The following is a 20,968-nucleotide window of genomic DNA, read 5'->3' as shown; positions in this document are numbered from 1 at the left end:
CAACTATACTTTTGCCATGAGCGAAAACAGCCCAATATGCTGCTATCACGAGGATGAAGGGTTTTCATGCTCAGAGCCGGCCGGTCCCAGCGGCCTGTGTTACTGGCATGATCCCCGCATCATCAAGGATGGCCCCGACGACAAAGCCAAGTTGGAAGCATACGCCCGTGGGGGTGGCATGCTGAGGGGCATTTGTCTTAAACGTGCCAATCTGGCCGGCATAGATCTGGTCAAACACCACAGCAAGACCGGCTTTGATATGAGCCACGCCGAGCTGTATCGCGCCAATCTCCAGGGCGCCCACATGTTCAACCTCAATCTGGAAAATGCCAGCCTGATGAAGGCCGATCTGCGGGAAGCCAATATCCACTGCGCCAACCTGACCAACTGCAACCTGCTGGGTATTAAGTGGAATGGCAGCAAGATAGACAATATCAATACAGGTAAACTGCTGAAGCAGGAAAAAATGGCGCTGGAAGCGGAGCGGGTTGGTGAGATGGAAATTGCCCTGGACTATTTTCAGCAGGCGGAAGAGATTTACCGGGATCTGCGCAAGGCCGCCGAGCGCGAGGGGCTGTTTGCCATGGCCGGGCATTTTATCCAGAAAGAACTGACCATGCGTCGGCACCAGATGCCCAAGTATTCGGGCAAACGCATGGTGTCCAAGCTCATCGATCTCTTCTGTGGCTACGGCGAGTCACCTATGCGGGTTATCGGCTTCTCCATGGTGCTGATCCTTATCTGCGCGGTTTTTTACTTCTTCACCGGCCTCAGCTATGGCGGCAATATCCTCATCTTCCACCCCGAAAACACCTTTATGATGAACTTTTATTTGTTCTTCAACTGCGTCTATTACTCGGTCGTCACCTTTACCACCCTGGGCTATGGCGACTTTACCCCCATAGGCTTCTCACGCCTGACGGCCGCCATCGAAGCCTTCACCGGCAGTTTCACCATAGCCTTGTTCGTGGTGGTTTTTGTGAAAAAGATGACCCGTTGATGGCCCGTTGAAACACCTGCTATTGGCAGATTCACCATAGACAGTCTGAGCCCCAATCGCTATCCCAAAAACAGGATAGCAGCTAACTTTCACCACCCCTTTGTTCTAATAAAATAGGCCTACTTATTCCAGCAGAGATAGCAAAAATGAAACAGACCAAAAGTGGCCGCCTGCTCCAGGGGCTAATGCTCGGTGGATTGATTACCCTCTCGGCCTGTGCCAGCGACGAACTGGCAGATACCATAATCACCAACGCCAGCATCTATGGCTATGACACGGCCGACAGTCTGGCCATCAGAGACGGCAAGATAGTAGAGATTGGCTCCAAGACCAGGGTGATGGAATATGCCAGCCCCCGGACCCAGCTACTGGATCTGGAGGGTGCCTTCCTGATGCCGGGTTTTATCGACAATCATAACCATGTGTTCGAGGCAGCTTCTGACATAGGCAGCGATTGTCTGCTGGATAAGGACAGGGATCTCGATGCCTATATCCGACGCCTGCGAAGTTGTAAGGCGGGACTGGCGCCGGACGAATGGTTACTGGGCTACGGCCACGAACTGTCCGTGCTGCTCAGTGATGACAAGACTTCACCGCTGCAACTTCTCGACGAGCTGTTTCCCGACAACCCGGTCATCATCATGGAGCAGACGTCCCATTCCATGTGGGTCAATTCCAGGGCTCTGGCCAAGGCCGGCATAAATGCCCACAGCCAGGATCCCCAGGGAGGCAAATACCTCAAGGACAAGCAAAGCGGTGAGCTGTTGGGCGTACTGCTGGATAACGCCGGCGATCGCCTGATGGAACTGGCCTGGCAGGCGCAGCCTAACCTCAGGCAGGCCAACTATCGCGGACTGATGAATGGCCTGGCCGAGGCCGCCGCCCATGGGATCACCACCATAGGCGATGGCCGCCTGTACTGGAAACGCGGCTGGCTGGATACCTGGCTTGAGGCCGAACAGAAAGGTGAACTGAGTGCCAGGGTCAGCCTGAGGCCCTGGGTGTACCCGGATGTGGATCCCGCCGAGCAGCTGGCCTTTTTCTCCAAAATACACAGCGACGATACCAACAGAAGGCTGCTGATCAATCAGGTCAAGCTGTACAGCGATGGCATCATAGTCAACGGCACCGCCAGCACCCTGGCACCCTATGACTGGAGCTATACCCCTGAACTTCCCTATGGTTTGGAATACATTGCCGCCGACAAGATGGCCTGGTGGCTCACCGAACTCGACAAGCTCGGTTATGGTGCCCATATCCATGCCATAGGCGATGCGGGGGCGCGCAACACCTTGAATGCCATAGCGACACTGCGTGCCAGAGGCGTCAGCCGTCCCTACGGCATGACGCACCTGGAGATGATAGACAAGGCAGATATCCAGCGTTTTGCCCAACTGGATGTGGATGCAGACTTTCAGCTGGGCAGTGACTATATTGCCGCACAGGACCACAGCTGGGCCGAGCCTTTCATCGGCAAAAACCGGGCACATGCCCTGCTGCCCATCAATCCCGTGTTCGAGAGCGGTGCCAATGTCACCCTCAGCAGTGACTGGAATGTCAACGACATCAATCCTCTGGTCGGCATTGCCAATGCCGTCTATCTACAGCAGGCCGGTCTTGGAGATGTGCACGCCGCCATAGCGGCCTATACCATCAATGCCGCCCGCGCTCTGGGAATCGAGACCATCACGGGTTCGTTGAGCCTGGGCAAGTCGGCGGATCTGGTGGTACTGGAGCGAGACATCACCCACCTGGCACCGGAGCAGATAGCCAACACCAAAATACTGATGACGCTGCTGGAAGGAGAAGTGGTATTCGATATGGATAACTAAGCCATGGCTAGGGCTGTCCCAGGTGTTGCCTGAGCAGCGCCAGCAGTGGCGCCCCCAGGGCGCTGGTATCGAAACCGTGATGCCAGCGCAGTTCCAGGCGGCGGGCGCGTGGCGACAGCTCTGTGCTCAGCCTTAACTCACGCAGCTCCCCGGCATCCAGTTCACCACGCACCAGATCCTCCGGCAACAGCGCAAAACCGTCACTGCTCTTTAGCACAGACAACAGCGTATGCAGATCCGGTATGAGGCAATAGCGGCCTGAGTAACCCACTTCGAGTTCGTCTCCCTGTGGCATACCCCTGGCCCACACCAGCTCGCGATAGGCCGCGAGCCGTGACGGGTCCTGAACAGGCTCCCCCAGCAGCGGGTGCGAAGCATTGACCAGCATCAGCTCCTGATACTCGCCCAGGCGACAATAGCCCCAATGGGGTTGGTGCAGCGCCAGGCTCTCATGCAACAGAATAAGGTTGCAGTCCCCATCACTGAATGCCGTCGTCAGCGCCTCCTGGGAGCCACTGCGGATAACCAGATCCAACTGGGGAAATTGCCTGAGATAACTGTCGATGACCGGACTCAGTCTGTCCATGGGAATGTAGTTCTCAACCCCCAGGGTGATGACCCCGGTGCCGTGCTGGACCAGACTCATAGCCTCCGCCTGTAACTGATCACACTGGCCCAGTGCCAAGATTGCCCTGGGCAGCAATTGTTCCCCCGCCGGGCTCAGGACAATCTGGTTCTGGCTGCGCACAAACAATTCGACCCCGAGATCCAGCTCAAGATCCGCAATCCACTGACTGAGCTGTGGCTGACGCTTACCCAGCTGTCGCGCCGCGGCAGAAACCGAACCCAGTTCGGCGGCCAACACAAAAGCTTGTATCTGTTGAATTTTCATAAGAGGTTTTATGCCAACAACTCAAATCCAAGGCCTGCGAGGGCAAAGCCCGCCACCAATAGCACTATGTGCAATCGAAACCACTGCAGGCAGGCAAACCCCAGCAGCACCAGGGCCATGTCGCGGGGACCGGAGACTGCCGACACAAATACCGGCTGATACAGGGCGGCCACCAGCAAGCCCACCACGGCCGCATTGACCGCCGCTATGGCACCGGCAATGGCGGGTTTGCGGCTGAGGCTGTGCCAGGCCGGCAGCAATCCCAGCAGCAGTAAAAAGCCCGGCAGGAAGATGGCAGCTGTGGCCAGCAAGGCGCCCATTAACGGGCTTTGTTGCCAGCTGTCGGCCCCCAGAAACGCCGCCAGGGTAAACATGGGGCCCGGCATGGCCTGGGCGGCGGCATAGCCGGTAAGGAAGCGGTCGGCACTGAGTTCGGCGCCCACAGTCTGTTGCAGCAAGGGCAACACCACATGGCCACCGCCAAACACCAAAGCGCCCGCCTGGTAAAAACCGGCGGCCAGTTGCGCCAGTGGGTCCAACGGGCTGAACAAACACCAAAAGGCGCCCAGCAACAAGAGGCCGAAGATCACCAGATAGTGGCTGCGCAGTTTGGTGGGGGGAGCCGGTTCACCCACCTCGCCCACCAACAGGCGACTACCAAGCAGCGCCGCCAACAGCAGCACCAACATCTGGCTCCACAGGGCACCAACCAGTAACAGCGTCAGGGCACTGGCGAGCATGATGCCGCGGGTCAGCGGCCGTAGGCAAAACTGCCTGTACATACCAAGGCAGGCATCGGCCACCACCACCACGGCCAATAACTTGAGTCCGTGGATCACACCCTCGAACCAGTCCAATCCCAGGGCGTTGGCACTGGTGACCGCCAGCAGGTACATGAGCGCAAAGGATGGCAGGGTGAAACCGAGGAACGCCAGCAGGGCGCCCCCCAATCCCGCCCGGCCATAGCCTATGGCAAAGCCCAGTTGACTGGAACCCGGTCCCGGCAGGAATTGGCACAGGGCCACCAGGGAGCCGAATTGGCGCTCATCGAGCCAGCCGAGTTCTCTGACAAAGGTGCGGCGGAAATAACCTATATGGGCGGCCGGACCACCAAAACTGGTCAAGCCCAACATAAAAAAGCGAATAAAGATGAGCCACATAGTTAAACCTCCACCGAACTGCCGAAGAGGAAAGAGTGGCAGATTATGACATCTTTAACACAGCAGAGTGACGGCGGGGAAATAAAAAAGACCAGGGACAAAGCCCTGGTCTTGGGAATACATGCCTGGCTCGCCCTGTTAGCCCCAAGGGGCAAAAAGGGGGACACATCCTTGTGTCAAATATTCAAACTCCGTCGGTGCCAGGGTTGATGTTGCAGGCTCAGCGACGGCGACGCAGACCGCCCATCAGGGCCAGCAGGGCGAGGGCCAGAGGACCTGTGCTACCACCGCTGGAGCTGTCGGCAGGAGCAGGCTCAGGCTCAGGGGTGACAACCGGTGGCTGAGGCTCAACACCATCGGATACCACGGTCAGCATGAAGCTGGTAGAGGCCGCATCGCTTGGGTTTTCCACATCGCTGACGGTTACTGTCACTTCCACTTCACCATGGAAATCTTTTTCCGGAGTGATGCTGAAGGTGCTGCCAGAAGCGTTACCGGATACTGTGGCGGTGATGTGTTCACCGGTCACAGTGATCTGGTTGACGCTGTTCTGCTCATCGGCATAGAGCACTTCGATACCTTCCAGAGTGGTGTTTTCGGCCACGCTCTGGTCGGCAATACCACCGATGCTGAGGTTGCCCGGCACCTTGATTTCATGGTTGATTTCGATATCAGCCATACCTTCAACCTGACTTACGGCGTTGAAGGCCAGGGTCTTGCCTGCGGCAGACGGCTTTACCTTGGTCCAGGCAGTCACTTCAAACTGGGAAGACTCAGGGCCCTGGTAGTCATAGCAGATCACCAGACCGTTCTTCAGCTTCTCATCCAGGTCGTTGAAGGCAAATTGCTCACCACGATAGGACTCCAGTGGACCGTAGGCATAAACACCACCACGGAAGCCCTGCACACCGATGGAACCACGAGCATCCTGACTACCGAAGTCGATATTGTCGTAGGCCATCAGCAGCTCGTATTCACCGTCACCGTAACGGGTGTTGGCATTGAAGATAAGCTCAAAGTCGAACCTGTCATCCTGCTCCTCCCATTGGTAAACGCGCTTGGCGTCACGGCCGGCAGGCTTGTAGGAACGGGCATTGTCATATTCCAGAATCGCCCAACCGGTATTGGTACTGGCGATGGTCATACCCGAGCGCTCATTCATGCTATTCACCAGCGGCGCGGCCATAATGGCCTGGGTCGCACCGGCACCCAATCCAAACCCACGCCACAGCATACCTATACTTTCATAGGGGAAGTTCTGGTACGGGAAGATGTCATGCCATGGGTAGAACAGCGGCTGTCCACCCCACAGAGACACAAAGCCATGGGCACGGATGTCCAGGTAGTTCTCACGCCCGGCGTTCAGGTTGTCGCTGTTGTTGTACAGGTGGAACGCATCATAGGCGCCACGGAAAACCACATCCATTGGCAACTCAATACCGTTGCGGTACAGAAGCTGGTTGTCCTTGTTTCTGACAGCATTGCCATTGGCATCGTATTCCACCGGAGCAAAACCACCGAACTGAGGATAGAGACGGAACTCTTCCAGGTTCACATAACCACCGGGGTTGCTGTTGCCAAAGTTCGGCGTACGGCACATGGCATCTTCAACGTTGGTGCTGATCTTGTAGGATGGCTCCAGATCGCGGGTGTCAGGCTGAACACCACTGATGGTCAGCTTGCCATTTTCCAGACTGATGTCGGTCACCATGGCGCTGGATGAAGCCAGCACGTCCTCAGCACTCAGGCTCAGATCGGCCGGTACATCGGCGCTGATGGTAAAGGCACGGTCGGCACCCGAGTCATTGGGCAGCACTGTGAAGGTGAATGGGATCACATCCCCTTCCCTGGCCGCTGTCTGAGGTACGTCCAGACTGACATCGTCTTTGCCACGGTTGAGCTTGAACGCGGTTTTGCCTATGTTGCCGGCATTGACTGCGGAGGTGCCGAAGTCAATCAGGGAGTAGTACAGATCCCCTGCCTGCATTTCCGGCATGTTCCAGTTTACCTGAATGTCTACCGGCTCCTTACCGTTGCTGGCAGGCACATCAACACTCATATTGCCGGCCAGGTCATCGGTGACAACGGCAGCGGCATACTGGAAGGTTTCCTCAGGGAAATCATGGTAGTTGTTCTGTGCACTGCCCTTGCGGGAGTTATAGAACACTGCCCAGTACTGACCTTCTTCCGGCTCATTGATGTTACAGAAGTTGTTGTAAGCAATGTGGTTGGAGACGCACAGCAGCTCTTCAAACGGATCGGCCTGGCCGTTGCCGTTATAGTCCTTGCCCACATACACCAACAGGTTGCCCTTATCCAGGGTGCCATCCAGCGGAGATTCTGTGGTCCCCAGGGACTCCACGATCAGGCGGCGGGCATTGGCCGGCACGTTGATCAGCACGGTTGCTGTGGCTTCATCCAGACGATCTTCCATGGGTGCGGCATTTTCGCCACCTGAGCTCCATGGGAAGAAGCCATCATTGTCCTTGGGCAATACCAGGGTCTGCACATCGGCTTTAACCGGGGCAAAGATGCGGCTATGGATGCTGTCACCTTCCGGCAGCTTAATCCCCTTGAGTACGGCATTACCATCGTTGCGATGGGCAGTTGCCTCAAGACGGGCCGGCATGTCGTTCATGTCGTACTTGAACACCACGGGCCAGTGAGCCTCGGGCGATTTACCACTGGCTTCGGTGAAGATCAGATTGGAGTGCAGCTCCACCTCGGCATTGGAGAACCATTCCTGGGTGTCCATAATGGAGGCTTCAACCACTATGCTCTGGGTCTCACCGGCAGCCAGGGTGAACTCGCTTGGGCTGACCTTGATATTGACACCGTTCTGCTTCATCTGCGAACGCATATCATAGGCCCAGTTAATCACATCGTCCGCCGTCACGGTCCAGCTGCCGTCTTTGGTGGCTTTTACTGTGCGGATCCACTGACACTTTGGCTTACAGCTGAAGTTCACCAGTTGCGGTATGTTCAGCTTGTGCACGGCACCGCCGTTCAGTGGATCGGCAGCACGGAAGTTATCCGCGGTCTCATCCATGATGAGGCCCGCCTGCACAGCGTTGGCCACGTTGATACGACCGGTACCGGCGCGATAGGTAGAGGCCAGGCCCACATCACCTTTTGCGTCGTTAAGGCGACGGTATTGCACCTTGTTCTCGGCAGTCATGGCCAGAGCAGATTGGATTTCGGTAGCAGTCCACTCTGGATGGGCTTGCTTGATCAGCGCCATGGAGCCGGCTGCGTGTGGCGAGGCCATGGAGGTACCGCTGAGGAACGCATAGTCACCGGATGCAGCTGAAGAGCTGAACGGATGCTCATCGGCAAAGGCGGCGTAGATGTTAACACCGGGGGCGGCAACCGCAGGGATCAACGCCTCTGGAGTCGATGGGCTTGGACCACGGGAGGAGAAGGCGGCCAACCAGTCTGCCTTGGTAGGGTCAATCACCCGGTCAATGGCGGTGGCGCTGATGGTCAGCATATGCTCACTGCCCTTGGCCAGCCAATCGCTCAGGCCGTAACCGGACATGCCGTTGTCATAACGGCCATCCCACTCTTCCTTGGTGATATGGATACTGGGCACAGAGTAGGCCGCAGTCGCCACTATCGCATCACCATTGGCGTAGTTGTACATGATCATGCCATCGGCGCCACCGGCCTTGATGTTGTCGGCCTTGGCACTGCGGGCAATACCGTTTGGATCGCTGAGGCTGTTACGCTTACAGACCACGATCACATCAACAGGGTTACCGCCGCTGTCGGTCAGATCAAAGGTGCCCGCCGGGAATGGGGTACCGCAGTACTCGTCACCAAAGTTCTTGGCCTGTACCACCATACCGGTGACAGATTCCTTGTTAACCGCACCGCCGACGATTTCGCTCCACTTGGGCGCTTCGGCGCCACCCATGGGGTCGGTCAGTTTGGTTTCAATCTCAATTTCACGGCCATGGGTACTGGCCGCCACGTTCAACAACCAGGGAGAGGCGTGGTCGATGGCACCAAAATATTCCTTGTATCCCGGAGGTTGACCCGAGTTACCTGCCGCAACGGCGACAGAAATGCCGGCCTCGCGGGCGGCCAGGAACGCCAGTTCGATATCGTCGGTCCAGGGATGGGAGTCCTGACCACCGATGGAGAAGTTGATAACATCAACACCGTCGCTGATGGCATCTTCGATACCACCAATCAGGGCCTCACCGGGACAACCCTGGTAACCGGGAACATCGTTGGATGGGAAGCACACCTGATAAGACACTATGTTGGCATGGGGGGCCACACCGCTCATGTGGGGGAACAGGTTTTCCTTGATGACTACGCCATCGGAAGCCTTGCCGGGCTCAGGACTGATGTAGTCCATATCCAGCAACACGTTACCCGCCACAGTGGAGCCTACGTGTGAACCATGGCCTTGGTAATCTTCACCCACGGGTGGCACAGTGGCGCCGAACAGGCCATTGGTGAAGTTGTCGGTGATCACAGGGTATGAACGCACACCGATCAACTTGTCGTTACACATCTGCTCAAAACCATCCAGGGTACAGTCACCCACATAGTTGCCTGAGCCCCAGGGGTTGGTGTGATCGTAACCGTCATCACCCACATCGGCGAATGAGCGGCTGTCGGTGTTCACACCTGTATCCACAATACCCACAATGATGCCTTCACCCTTGTAAGGCACAGACTGGGTCACTTCACCGGTCCAAATCTTGTCGGCCTGGATCAGCTCAGGACCTGCATCGGTTTGCAGTTCATAGATCTTGGAGCGCTGTACGCTTGCCACACCGGCCAACTTGGAAACGGCCTCGGCCTGCTCCTGAGTCAGGGACATGGTAAAACCGTTAATGGCATTGGTGAACTGCTGACGCACGGGTGCCTGGCCCACCTTGGCGGCTACCTCAGACAGCACCATCTGTTGTTTGTCCAACAACTGGGCACGATAGGCGGCAACCTCGCTGTTCACCGGCTTACCGGACACGAACATTTTGCCCTTGCCGCCCTTGGCGCTGCGGGCCTGCTGACCAACACTGGACTGGGCCAGTGGTTTTTGGTTCAGGCGCACTATGTAAACATGCTCACCGGTCAGTCCCTCTTCGTATACGAATTTACGATATTGAGGGGTGATCTGCAGGTTGACACCTTCACCCTGTGGCAGGGCATCTTCGGTCATCTGGGCAGGTGCCTGCAGATTGGCAATTTGTTCGGGACTCAGCTTGAGAGGTTCAAGCTTGTTGACTTGTTGATGCTGCAGCGCTGCGGCTGCATACATGCTGCTGGCCCCGTAAAGGGTCGCCACCACAGCACTTGTTATCAGGTTCAGTTTCAAGACGTTTTCTCCACTATCGTTAGATTGTCTGCTCCGAGCCACGCTGGGGTTGAGACGCGGACGGGAGACCAATCTAAGCACCGGAAACGGCGAAAACGTCAGCACTTTGATGTAGCATTTTGTAGTTTTGGTTTACATACTTAACAACAAAGAAACACCAAACAAGCCTGTAGCATTTTGTAGCCTTTGTCAGAAAATTGATGGAGACAAACGTCTCAAATGCTAGTCTGTGCTCACAGACGAACAATAATTACCCGCCATTGACGGCAAACGGATAACCAAACCAACTCACGATGAAATGCTGCAAACTGTTACTGCTGATGCTGTCGTTGGCCTTTACAACTCAGGCCGATGAATTGCAAACAGTGAGCCCGGGAGACTGGCAGATCTCGGTGGCTCTGGGCTATGGCGTGCTGGAAAATCCCAGAGCCAAGACCGAGGACATCACCACCTGGGTGCTGCCCAGCTGGTATTACTATGGTGAGGATTTCTATGCCGAAAACTTCACCCTGGGCTACAGCCTGTTCGAAAGTGACTGGCTGAGCCTGGATATTCAGGGCCAGCTCAATGAAGATGGCGTTTTTTACGAGTACGACGGTATCGGCAAACTCCTGGTGGCCGATGTGCTGGGCTTTACACCGGTAAGAGATACGGTGCGCCCCGGGGCCAAATTCAAACCCGAATCCATCAAACGCAAGCTGTCCTATATGGGCGGTCCCAGCGCCACCTGGTATACCCCGGCATTCGATATGACCACGGCACTGATGTATGACGTGACCGGTGTGCACAATGGTTACGAGTGGCAATTGTGCCTGAAGAAGGCCTTCGCCTGGTCTTGGGGCGCCGCAGGGATAGAGGCCGGTGGTGTCTACAAAAGTGAAGAACTGGTGACCTATTACTATGGCATTCGCCCCAAGGAGTTTGCCGGCAGGGTTCCCCGCGGTGGCCGCATGGATGCCAGCAGCAATTGGTATGTTAAGGCCGTGTTCAATGTCCCTCTGACCGACAGCCTGACCCTGGTTGCCACCGCCAAACACACCTGGCTTGGCAGCGAGATCCGCAACAGCATCCTTATCGATCAGGATGATTACTTTGCCGGTTTCATCGGCATAAGTTACGGATTCTAGGGGGCAGCCATGGGGATGAGAAGCTTGCTTATCTTGATGTTCGCCTTGGTTGGTCAGCCACTGCTTGCCGATGAATTCAGCGTCAATCCCCGGGCCTGCGCCACCACCAAGGAAAATTTGCCCTGCAAGATACAGATAGAGATTCATTTCCAGGGTGAGCAGCAACAGGACCTGTGCCTGTGGCTGAAACATGCCTCCCAGCCACTGCGCTGCTATCAATCCCTGAGCGAATTGAATGACCAACTCACCCTGGCACTGGAGGAGGACACCGCGCTGGAGCTGAGAGACGCCAATGCCAAGCTGCTGGCCTCCATGCCCCTGTCGGTCGCCCTGTATCACCCGGCACCAAAACGCAAACGACGGGGGCTCAATTGGGATCTGCTGTAACTATTCTGCTGATTGAAGATGACAAGGCCCTGGCCGAATTAATCGCCACCTTCCTGGAGACCGAGGGCTTTCGGGTGGTGCTGGCCGGTTCCGCTGAGGCCGCCATGCCCCTGTTGTCGGCACAGGAATTTGATTTGATTATCTGCGACATCATGTTGCCGGGGCAGGATGGCTTTGATTTTTACCCGACCTTAACTCGCCTGACCCAGGCACCAGTGATCTTTATGACCGCCTTGGCGGAGAGCCAGGATGAGATCCGCGGTCTGGAATTGGGGGCCGTGGACTACATCAGCAAACCCGTGGTGCCCGCCCTGCTGCTGGCAAGGATCAAGGCCAGACTCAGACGCGGCAGCGAATCCAAGTCGCAACAGTGGCAACACCATGAGGTCAGCCTGAACCTCAGTCTGCAACAACTGACCGTCGGTGAGCGGGCTTTCCCCCTTACCACCCAGGAAACCGCGCTGCTGTGGATCTTTGTCCACGCCCTGGATCAGGTACTGAGCCGGGAGTACTTGTTCGAGCAATTTGTCGGTCGCAGCTATGATGGTCTCGACCGGGCCATCGATCTCAAGATCAGCCGCCTGCGTAAAAAACTCGACGGTCTGGACATCCCCTTAACCATAAAAACGGTGCACGGCCGGGGGTATCTGCTCAGTTACCACGACGGCCCCCGCCCATGAAAAAACAACTGCTGCGGCTGTTTATTCTGATAGTCGCCTCCTGTGGTTTGATCGTCTGGTCTTTCAACCTGATTTACAGCGCGTCGGATCAGGCCTATGGCTATGCCCTGGATGCCGAAGAGCTGCTGCAACAAGGACAGTTGGGGTTTCGCGATCTGGCTCCCGAGAGCATTGCCTTTGCGCCCGAGTTAAAGGCGCAGCTGGCCGAAGGCAAGGTTATCGCCCTGCGCCAGGCCGATGAAAGGCTGTACTTTTATACCCTTATCGGGGACAAGCTCAGGGAAATGGGACCTGTGAGCCCAAGACCCGGCGATTCCCCCATTAATTTGCTGATCCCCCTGTTGTACGCCAGCCTGGCGCTGACAATTTTGCTGCTGATTGGGCGGGTATTCCGGGATCTCAGTCTGCTGCAGCGTCAGGCCATAGACTTTGGCCGTCAACCGAAACGGATGCACAGCCACATCAGCAAACGCTCGGCCATTTATCCCCTGGCGCAGGGCTTTGAAACCATGACCCGCCAGATAGTGGACTTCATTCAGTTGCATCGGGATCTGTCGCGCACCATGTCCCACGAAATCCGTACCCCACTGGCGCGGATGCGCTTTGTGCTGGAGTTGACCAAGGGCCAGCTGCCGGCCAATTACGCCGCCAGATTATCCGAGGACATAGATCAGATAGAGGCCCTCAGCCAAAGCTACCTGACCTTTGCCAGGGTGGAGCACCACAGCGGCAGTCAGGGCCTGTGGGTGGATGCCGACGACTGGCTGCGAACCCTGGCAGAAAATTTCAGTATCTATGGTGAACAGGTGCAATTGCTGACCCACTGCGATTGCCGCGCCTCAGACGGCAAGGTCTGGCTCATCCCACTGGGCATGGAGCTGGCCGGGCAAAACCTGATTGCCAATGCCCTCAGATATGCCCAAAAGCAGATCCGCATCAGCTTGGTGGCCGATGCCAGCCATTGGACCCTGATGATCGAAGACGATGGTCAGGGCTTTGGTGAGGGCAAGGCCGATCTGAAAAAGGCCTTTCGCCGTGGCGACAGTGAAAACAGCGCCGGTTTTGGCCTGGGGCTCTACATAGTGCGCAAAATCGCCATCTGGCACCAGGGTAAACTCAGGGTGGAAGACTCGGCGGAACTCGGTGGCGCCGCCATCAGCCTGCGATGGCGCCGCCCGGTGCTTTAAGCCCGTCTGACCGACCTCCAGCTTTACGGCCGCGCCTCACGCAACAGCAAGCACAGCACCTCGAAGTGATCCGTGTGGGGGAACATATCAAACAGCTGTACCCTGGCAATTCTATATCCCTCGATGGCACGCAAATCCTTGGCCAGGGTGTGGGGGTTACAGCTGGAATAGAGTATCGCCTTGGGGGCAAAGGCACTGAGCTGGGCACACAGACTCTCGCCTATTCCGCGCCGGGGCGGGTTAACGATAATGGCATCGGGCACCTCCGTGGCGTCCTGACCTTCGGCAAAGCCGGTAGAATCAAGGGCGCTGAAACTGATCTTGTCCAGCCCCAACGCCTCGGCCGACATGCGGGCGCAGGCGATGGCCTCTTCTTCGATTTCAATGCCGGTCAGGCTGACATTGGGCGAGGCACAGTGTAAACCAAAGCCCCCCACGCCACAGAACAGATCCCACAAACTGGTGGGGTTGATGTCCTCAAGCCACCGGGCCGCCGTGCGGTAAAGGGCCGCAGCCACTGTCGGGTTGGTCTGGAAGAAGCTCTTGGGCCTGATAAACAGCGGCACGGCGTTGAACACTTCCTCAAGCCGGGTGGCCTCGGTGAGAAAAATCTCCTCCTCCCCTTCCAGCCTTGCCATATGCACGGGTTGCAAGTTCACCGACACCACCTTGATACCGGGCCAACGGGCCAGCAGTCCCGGCAGCTCGCGCTCAATACGGGCTATGGCGTCACGGCTGCGAAGCACAAAGCGCAGCATAAATTCGCCGCGCACCTGGGAGCGGGTCAGCAGGATAAACTTGAGTTCCCCCTTGGCCTTGTCGACCCGGTAGGGCGGGATACCGGCGCGGCGAACAAAGTCCTGCAATTCATGGAGCAGGGCCTGCATGTCAGCGGGATACAGGGGGCAATCGCACAGGCTGACAGGTTGGCCATCGGGCCCTGGGATCCCCAGCACGGGGGCATGGGCCGCCCCCATAACCACCATTTTGGCCTTGTTACGGAAAGCATGCTCGGGACCGGAAACGGGGGGCAGCCACTGCTCCACGGCCAAGCCCTCAAGCAACTGGGTCAGGGTTGCCGTCTTGGCGGCCAGTTGCGCCGAAACAGGCTCGGGCAAATGGTTGCACGAACGGCACAAACCTTGGGAATAGTAGTCACAACGCACAGACCTGACTCCTCAGCGTAAAAGGGTGCACAACTTGGCGACTTTGATGCCGGCTTGGAGGCCAGAGCCCTGCTCCGAGCAGACCTCCAACATCAAAAGCCGCACACTTTAACGCGTTTGCACACACAAATCATCCCAATGGCACTCGGGCGCCGGGTGCAGCATCAGTTTGTCGGGATCCGCAAGCTCAGTTCTGGCGCCCAGTCGGCCATGAACCCAATCCAGCACCTCTGCGGCGCTGTCCCTGAAGGTGGTCAACTTGCCGCCGTACAGACTCAACAATCTGGGATGGGAATGGCTGGTATGGATAAGGGTATCACGGGGCGCATCGAAGGCATCGCTGGCTACCCTGGGCAAGACCCGAACGCCACAAAAACGCGCCACAATTTTTTGCGCCAGCTCCGACTCACTGCCGGCGTCCGGAAAGTAATGGCGAAAAATTCCCAACAGGTAAGCCTGCTCTGCTGCCGTCACCTGCGGCTCTGAGGCTAAGCTGTCGATTGGCGTTTCCGTGGTGCCAATCAAGGTTTTGCCATACCAGGGCATGACAAACACCACCCGCTTGTCGAAGCAGGACTCCAGGTAAAAGATGCCGTCAAATGCCGGAATATCCAGCAGCAGATGCGCGCCCTGCACCCACTGCAGGCGTTCGCTGGGTGCCGGCGGTTGCACCCGATGCAGCAGCTCATTGACCCAGGGGCCGGCGGCATTGACCACCGCCGAGGCCGCCACACTGATGGTTTCACCATTGCAGTTCAATTCCAGTTCACAGCCCGCTGCCGAGTGGCGAATGGCAGTCACTTCTGTATCTTCCTGCACCAGAGCCCCCAATTCACGGGCACTGGCGGCGACCGCCCGGGTCAGACGGGCATCGTCCGTCTGGGCATCCCAGTATTGGAACACTGTGTGCAGGCTATCTTGCCTCAAGCCATTGAACCTGGCCCATTCAAGCTTGGGAACCCGCTGAAAGCGGCCAAGGGGATCGAATTCGCTGAGCAGACCATAGAGGCTGAGGCCGGCACCTATGGTGAAAGCGCTGCGGCGGCTGTGGCGATAGATGGGAATATAGAAGGGAACGGGACGCACCAACTCAGGCGCCAGACGCAACAGATCGCGTCTGGCCTTGAGGGATTTGCGCACCAGATCCAGCTGCATGGACTCCAGGTAGCGCAAGCCCCCGTGAATAAGCTTGCTGGAATTGGCCGACGTTTGACCGCCAACCTTGCCCCTGTCCAATAACAGCACCGAATAGCCGGCAGCCCGGGCAAACTGGGCCACCCCCACCCCGTTGATACCGGCCCCTATAACGACCAGATCCAGGTGCTGCATCAGCTGTCGCTCCCGTCAAGCAGCTTACTGGCACGGTCGCACAACAGTTTGAGCTGTTGTAACTCTGCGGCGGCCCCGCCCACCAGGCAGCGCATGGCCTGGGGTATGCCTTCGGCCTGTTGTCTCAGGTGCCTTCCCGCGTCGGTGAGCTTGAGGACCCGCTGGCGTTCATCGTCACTGCTGCGCTCCCGCAGCAGCAATCCCTTGGCCTCCAGCCGCTTGAGCAGGGGGGTCAGGGTTCCCGAATCCAGGTGCAACTTGCCCCCCAGGGTTTTAACGCTGATCCCCTCCTCCTGCCACAGCACCATCATGGCCAGGTACTGGGGATAGGTCAGGTCCAACTTGTCGAGCAAGGGGCGGTAGGCGCGCACCATGGCATTGGCGGCGGTATAAAGGGAAAAGCACACCTGATTTTCCAGTGCCAACGGATCGTGCATCTGAGTCTCCATACCTTGGTTGCCAAGCAATCATCTTGTACACAAGATACTTTCCCCGACGATGAAAAGCGAGCCCGGCCAAAGCATGACACGGAGCAAAGCAGAAAATTGTCACTTCAGGGCCACAGCGACTAGGCTTTAATTTCACCGGATATGCCCTGCAAAATTGCAATGGCCCCGGAATTGGCTTACATTTGCGCCCGCCTTAGGGCCGTTGGCAGGATTTTGTTCTTCGACAGGGTGTTGGTATGAGAATTTTAGCTGTGATTTTAATGCTGATGAGCCTAAAAAGCTGGGCCAATTGCGACAGCAATAATGACCTGGGCGGCATCAGTTTTGACAAAAATAGCTCCTACTTCGACAAGGCCGGTAGTCAAGTATTGGACGCCATCTTAGATCCCACAGCGCCGGGATATTTACGACTGGAATTCGCCATAAACAGCAATGAAGGTGATGAACAGCTGCGACAATACAATCTATGGCTGGCGCAGCGCCGTATCGACAGAGTCAGGGAATACCTGGGCAACAAGGGCTTTGCCGCCCCTGTGGTCAGCCTTATCCGGACCGCCGCGACAGACACCAGCCGCAATCTGCAGCTGATTTGGTGTGAAGAATCCGACTCCGCCCCCAAAAGCCTGGTGGCCGATCGCTGAGCCCAGTGGACAGACCAATTAATAAGCAACTGAATTCAGTGGAAAGCCCCGTTACCGGCCCAAAAGGTGGGTAAATAATCCTTGAATTAAGCAGGTCTTTGACTAAAGTAACCGGACGGGATGCCGATTAAAGGTATCGATTCAGACCAGAAAGTCATACCAACAAGAGGTAATGCATGGCAATCACTGTCAATTCAGCCAATATCAGCCCCAATCTCGCCAATGGTTCCATAGGCGTTAAGGTCGCTCAACTCGCCAAGGGACAGCAGGAAGCTGAAGGTCAGATCGCGGTCGACCTCATTAACGCGGCCAGCGCACCTGCCAAATCCGCGCCAGTGGGCAACACAGGCCACAATATCGACACCACGGCCTGACCCGTTACACAGCTAACATTGAGCCCGGATCCTGTCCGGGCTTTTTATTTTGAGCGCGCACATACCCCGGGGCATGACCCTGAAGCTAGAGAGAAAACATAGCCGACTTAAGTCCCGAGTGGGCCAAAAAGGAGAAGGGAGAAACTCATCCCTGAGTCGCGAGATTACAGCTTGAATTGAGAGGTTGCGTTTTGCAGCTCATCGGCGAAGGCCGACATATTGTCCGAGACAGTTTGCACCTGATTGAGAATAGCCAGGGTCTGCTCGAAGGAGGCGTTCATGTCCACCACATTGTCCACCACCTGGGAAGCCACTTTGGACTGCTCATCGGTGGCCTTGGCTATGTGGGTGTTCATTCCATTGATACTGACGATCTGTTGCTGAATGGTCTTCAACGCCTGACCCGTTTGCTGTGCATGGGTCTCGTTTTCACTGGATTTGCTCATGGCCACGTCCATGGTGCTGACCGATGACTCGGCAGCCTGCTTGAGCCGGGTGAGCACTTCACGGATTTCCTTGGTGGCATCGGCGGTCTTGGACGCCAGCGCCCGCACCTCGTCGGCGACCACGGCAAAACCTCTGCCCTGCTCACCGGCACGGGCCGCTTCAATGGCAGCATTCAATGCCAGCAGGTTGGTTTGCTCGGCAATGGAGGTGATGACATTGAGAATGGACCCCACGCTCTCAGTATCCCGGGCCAACTCGTTGATTGAGTCTGCTGCCAGGGCGATTTCCCGATTTAGCTCCTTGGAGATATCCATGGTGCGCTGCACCACGGCCATCCCTTCCATGGCCTTCCGTTCGGCAATCTGGGCAGCTTCGGCGGCTTGATTGGCACTGTGGGAAATATCCAGCACAGAGTGACGCATTTCTTCCATCGAATGCTGCACAGTACCCGCGTCCCGGCTTTGTCGCTCCGTGGCACCACTGGCAATATCCATTTTTTCCTTGAGGCTGTGGGCGCTGTCAAGCAACGGCGATGTCACATTGACGACCCGCTGAATCGCCTCGGCCAACAGATGCAGGAAGCGGTTGAAGTTACTGGAAACCTGCCCCAGCTCGTCACGACTGTGCACCTCAAGCTGGTGGCTAAGATCGCCCTTGCCGTCGGCCAGTTCCCCAAGGGAATGAGCCAGGTTGCCGGCCGATTGGCCTATGGCACGGGCAATGGAAATGGTGACCACTGCCATCAAGACCAGCAGCGCCACCCCAATCCACAGGGTCAACCACAGGCTTTGTTCGGATCTGTCGCTGGCCTCTTGGATGGTGTCCTTGAACTCTGTAACCTTATCTTTCTTGAATCCCTGGATTTTTTTCAGCAAACCATCGTATGCGGCTGACTTTTTCTGGCTGATGCCACCAATATTGGCCATGTCCAGAGTACCGTCCAACATGCCCCGCGCCAAATCCAACGTCATGCGGTTATAAGCATCCAGGGCTGACAGCATGGCTGCCAAGGCCTCGGCATTGGGACCATCCAGATCCTGCAATTGGGTCAAATTGGCCTTGAGCGAGCTGTATAAATTACCGGCATTACCCAGCAATTCCTCGTCGGCAAAGGACACGGCCTGGGTATAGACCTCATCCAAACGCTGCACCAACAGCACGTTCTGGTTGGCCAGCTCGACTCTCTGGTACACCTTTTCCCCCATGAAGTTCAGGGTAGTACGGTTTTTATTGATGGAGACTATGCTGATGCCAAGATTGACTGCGAAGATAATCACCGACAACACGAAGATGGCGGCGACTTTTTTGAAAATGGAGAGATTATTGAACCATCTCATACTTAGCCCCTAAAAGGGCGCCGGGATTACTCCCGGCACCAATTGTTCAGTACTCGGCAATCACTTTGACCGAACCGTTTACCTGGCTACTATCAATATAGCCGATTATGTTGGGGTTGGATGACACCAAGCCTATGACTTCCGCGTCGCTGGCTACTTCCTTGGGTGGTGTGCCCTTACCGGTAAAGACTTTCTGCGACCAGTAGGCTTTCAACTGACTGGCTGACTTGCCCAGCACGTTGCTGTCAAATGCCTCCCTGACCGCCCCTCCTTCGAGGTTGACAGGCACAGCCTGGCCTCCTCCCGGGAAGGACTTGGTCTTGCCGAGATAGATATTTTCTATGTCTTTTTTGTCGAGACTATCGCCGTTGCTCGGGTGCACAATCACGGCAACGCCGGCAAAGACCTGCATGGAGCACAAACACAGAAGAATAGAACCCAATAGTTTTTTCATAGTGCTCTCCTAAAATACCAGATCCACGCCGAGACTGATGGCCTTGGCATCCCCCGCCACCCGCCATGAATCGGGGGTACCGGCACCGACACCATCATCGGTCACGTCATCGTACTGGATCTTGAATGCCGCCGATGGATGGAAGTCCCATCTGAGGCCCACAGAGGTGGTATTGTGAATTTCTGAACCATCGTCAAAGTCTGAATAGGAGACATAGGGCAGAAAATCACCGAAGCGATAACCCAGGGTCACCAGGTAGGTATCGAGATCTGAGCCCTCCAGGGTCAAACGGTTCAGTTCGGTCAACACCAGCAGGTTATTCCAGTCGACGTTCACCGACAGACCGTAGAACTTACCCTTGCGTTCCGTGCTGCCATTATCCCAAATGCGCTGCTCACCACCGATGATGCGTTCGTTGTTGTACTGCATATGGGTCAGACGGATATCCAGCCAATCACGGTTGAATTGCACCACCAGACCACCTATGTCCTTCCAGATCTCCCGGGTGGAAGCCCCGAAGAAAAATTCGGACAGCAGCTTGTTTGGCTCATCGTCTTCGCGGCCATAATAAATCTGGCCCGTCATGGTCCAATCGCCGATCAGGTAGTTATAGAGGGCACTGGCACCTGTGTAGTTGAAGATCTGCCAGGTGTAATTGTCTGCTGGTGGCCTGATCCAGGGATAGGCGTAACCCACGTCAAAGAAGTCGCTGTAGTAGTACAGAGGTAAACGTTTTTTACCCGCCTGCAAGGTCCAGTGTTCATTGAGCTCATAGGACAGATAGGCCCACTCAAAACTGGCGGAGAAATTATCTGCGCCCCGGGACACCACCTGGGCGGTAGCAGACAAACCGTCCATCAGATCGGCACTGAACTGCAAGCCGAACAGGGTGTCGGGTTCAAAACTCCACTCCTCAGTATAAGCGCCCACCAGAGGATAATCGGCCAGAAAGGTCGGCTCCAGGCCAAACTCTTCCACCCCACTGCCCTCAAGTACCTGGCCGCCAACCACGGAGGCGAACCCGGAAATGTGAACCTCGGCCGACGCTGCTGTACTGAGCAACAGAGTGCCAAGACATATTGCCAACGATTGTTTCATAGAAAACCCTTTTATTGTCAGGTGCATCCGAACTAAAGCCTAATTGACAATCCAAAATTAGCAACAATGCCTGGTG

17 protein-coding genes are annotated in these 20,968 nt (G+C 56.4%); 8 read left to right on the top strand and 9 right to left on the bottom strand.

What is annotated here, in order from left to right; genetic code table 11:
- Positions 1 to 16 precede the first annotated feature (16 nt).
- Together JYB85_RS02830 and JYB85_RS02825 are read left to right on the top strand one after the other, a co-directional pair.
- Positions 17 to 1,000: a pentapeptide repeat-containing protein gene (locus tag JYB85_RS02830; protein WP_207380970.1), complete on the top strand. Its 984-nt coding sequence runs from the start codon at positions 17 to 19 to the stop codon at positions 998 to 1,000.
- 146 nt (positions 1,001 to 1,146) lie between these two features.
- Positions 1,147 to 2,832, top strand: coding sequence for an amidohydrolase (locus tag JYB85_RS02825; protein ID WP_207380969.1), 1,686 nt, complete (start codon positions 1,147 to 1,149; stop codon positions 2,830 to 2,832).
- 7 nt (positions 2,833 to 2,839) lie between these two features.
- Here the strand turns inward: JYB85_RS02825 and JYB85_RS02820 are convergent, their stop codons facing one another.
- The 3 genes from JYB85_RS02820 to JYB85_RS02810 form a co-directional block, all read right to left on the bottom strand.
- Positions 2,840 to 3,724, bottom strand: a complete 885-nt coding sequence (locus JYB85_RS02820) for a LysR family transcriptional regulator (RefSeq protein ID WP_207380968.1) — start codon at positions 3,722 to 3,724, stop codon at positions 2,840 to 2,842.
- Between the two features lie 8 nt (positions 3,725 to 3,732).
- A complete protein-coding gene (chrA, locus tag JYB85_RS02815; protein ID WP_207380967.1) occupies positions 3,733 to 4,884 on the bottom strand; it encodes a chromate efflux transporter in 1,152 nt (383 codons plus the stop codon).
- Between the two features lie 220 nt (positions 4,885 to 5,104).
- Positions 5,105 to 10,216: a S8 family serine peptidase gene (locus JYB85_RS02810; RefSeq protein WP_207380966.1), complete on the bottom strand. Its 5,112-nt coding sequence runs from the start codon at positions 10,214 to 10,216 to the stop codon at positions 5,105 to 5,107.
- A 293-nt stretch (positions 10,217 to 10,509) separates the two neighbouring features.
- Here JYB85_RS02810 and JYB85_RS02805 point away from each other — a divergent pair, with 293 nt between their 5' ends.
- From JYB85_RS02805 to JYB85_RS02790, 4 genes are read left to right on the top strand one after another with little or no spacing between them, the layout of a single operon-like run.
- Positions 10,510 to 11,343 carry a MipA/OmpV family protein gene (locus JYB85_RS02805; protein ID WP_207380965.1) on the top strand — a complete coding sequence of 278 codons (834 nt, stop codon included), beginning with the start codon at positions 10,510 to 10,512 and terminating at the stop codon, positions 11,341 to 11,343.
- 9 nt (positions 11,344 to 11,352) lie between these two features.
- Positions 11,353 to 11,730, top strand: a complete 378-nt coding sequence (locus tag JYB85_RS02800) for a DUF3019 domain-containing protein (protein WP_207380964.1) — start codon at positions 11,353 to 11,355, stop codon at positions 11,728 to 11,730.
- A complete protein-coding gene (locus JYB85_RS02795) occupies positions 11,715 to 12,410 on the top strand; it encodes a response regulator transcription factor (protein ID WP_207380963.1) in 696 nt (231 codons plus the stop codon). The genes JYB85_RS02800 and JYB85_RS02795 overlap by 16 nt, the downstream gene beginning before the upstream one ends.
- Positions 12,407 to 13,597 (top strand): ATP-binding protein, encoded by a 1,191-nt coding sequence (locus JYB85_RS02790; RefSeq protein ID WP_207380962.1) that lies wholly within the window; start codon positions 12,407 to 12,409, stop codon positions 13,595 to 13,597. The genes JYB85_RS02795 and JYB85_RS02790 overlap by 4 nt, the downstream gene beginning before the upstream one ends.
- Before the next feature lie 23 nt (positions 13,598 to 13,620).
- Here JYB85_RS02790 and rlmC read toward each other — a convergent pair whose 3' ends face one another.
- The 3 genes from rlmC to JYB85_RS02775 all read right to left on the bottom strand — a co-directional run bounded on the left by rlmC (position 13,621) and on the right by JYB85_RS02775 (position 16,529).
- The gene (gene rlmC, locus JYB85_RS02785) at positions 13,621 to 14,763 is read right to left on the bottom strand and encodes a 23S rRNA (uracil(747)-C(5))-methyltransferase RlmC (RefSeq protein ID WP_207380961.1); all 1,143 of its coding nucleotides are present in this window, start codon (positions 14,761 to 14,763) and stop codon (positions 13,621 to 13,623) included.
- A 108-nt stretch (positions 14,764 to 14,871) separates the two neighbouring features.
- Complete coding sequence (locus tag JYB85_RS02780) at positions 14,872 to 16,092, bottom strand: glycerol-3-phosphate dehydrogenase/oxidase (protein ID WP_207380960.1); 1,221 nt, start codon at positions 16,090 to 16,092, stop codon at positions 14,872 to 14,874.
- Positions 16,092 to 16,529: a MarR family winged helix-turn-helix transcriptional regulator gene (locus tag JYB85_RS02775; RefSeq protein WP_207380959.1), complete on the bottom strand. Its 438-nt coding sequence runs from the start codon at positions 16,527 to 16,529 to the stop codon at positions 16,092 to 16,094. Before JYB85_RS02775 ends, JYB85_RS02780 begins: the two co-directional genes overlap by 1 nt.
- A 248-nt stretch (positions 16,530 to 16,777) precedes the next feature.
- On the opposite strand from JYB85_RS02775, the gene JYB85_RS02770 reads away from it, so the two are divergent.
- Both JYB85_RS02770 and JYB85_RS02765 read left to right on the top strand, forming a co-directional pair.
- The gene (locus tag JYB85_RS02770; RefSeq protein ID WP_207380958.1) at positions 16,778 to 17,182 is read left to right on the top strand and encodes an OmpA family protein; all 405 of its coding nucleotides are present in this window, start codon (positions 16,778 to 16,780) and stop codon (positions 17,180 to 17,182) included.
- Between the two features lie 176 nt (positions 17,183 to 17,358).
- Entirely contained in the window at positions 17,359 to 17,556 is a 198-nt protein-coding gene (locus JYB85_RS02765) for a cytoplasmic protein (protein ID WP_207380957.1), read from the top strand.
- A 164-nt stretch (positions 17,557 to 17,720) separates the two neighbouring features.
- Here JYB85_RS02765 and JYB85_RS02760 read toward each other — a convergent pair whose 3' ends face one another.
- Genes JYB85_RS02760 through JYB85_RS02750 form a run of 3 tightly spaced genes read right to left on the bottom strand, consistent with a single transcriptional unit; the run spans position 17,721 to position 20,892 of the window.
- Positions 17,721 to 19,340 carry a methyl-accepting chemotaxis protein gene (locus JYB85_RS02760; protein WP_207380956.1) on the bottom strand — a complete coding sequence of 540 codons (1,620 nt, stop codon included), beginning with the start codon at positions 19,338 to 19,340 and terminating at the stop codon, positions 17,721 to 17,723.
- A 46-nt stretch (positions 19,341 to 19,386) separates the two neighbouring features.
- Complete coding sequence (locus JYB85_RS02755; protein WP_207321905.1) at positions 19,387 to 19,794, bottom strand: type 2 periplasmic-binding domain-containing protein; 408 nt, start codon at positions 19,792 to 19,794, stop codon at positions 19,387 to 19,389.
- 9 nt (positions 19,795 to 19,803) lie between these two features.
- The gene (locus tag JYB85_RS02750) at positions 19,804 to 20,892 is read right to left on the bottom strand and encodes a porin (protein WP_207380955.1); all 1,089 of its coding nucleotides are present in this window, start codon (positions 20,890 to 20,892) and stop codon (positions 19,804 to 19,806) included.
- Positions 20,893 to 20,968 lie beyond the last annotated feature (76 nt).

It is taken from the genome of Shewanella sedimentimangrovi (assembly GCF_017354965.1).
Lineage (GTDB): Bacteria > Pseudomonadota > Gammaproteobacteria > Enterobacterales > Shewanellaceae > Shewanella > Shewanella cyperi.
Note: the sequence above shows the minus strand (reverse complement) of the source record. Positions and strands in the feature narration are given on the sequence as shown.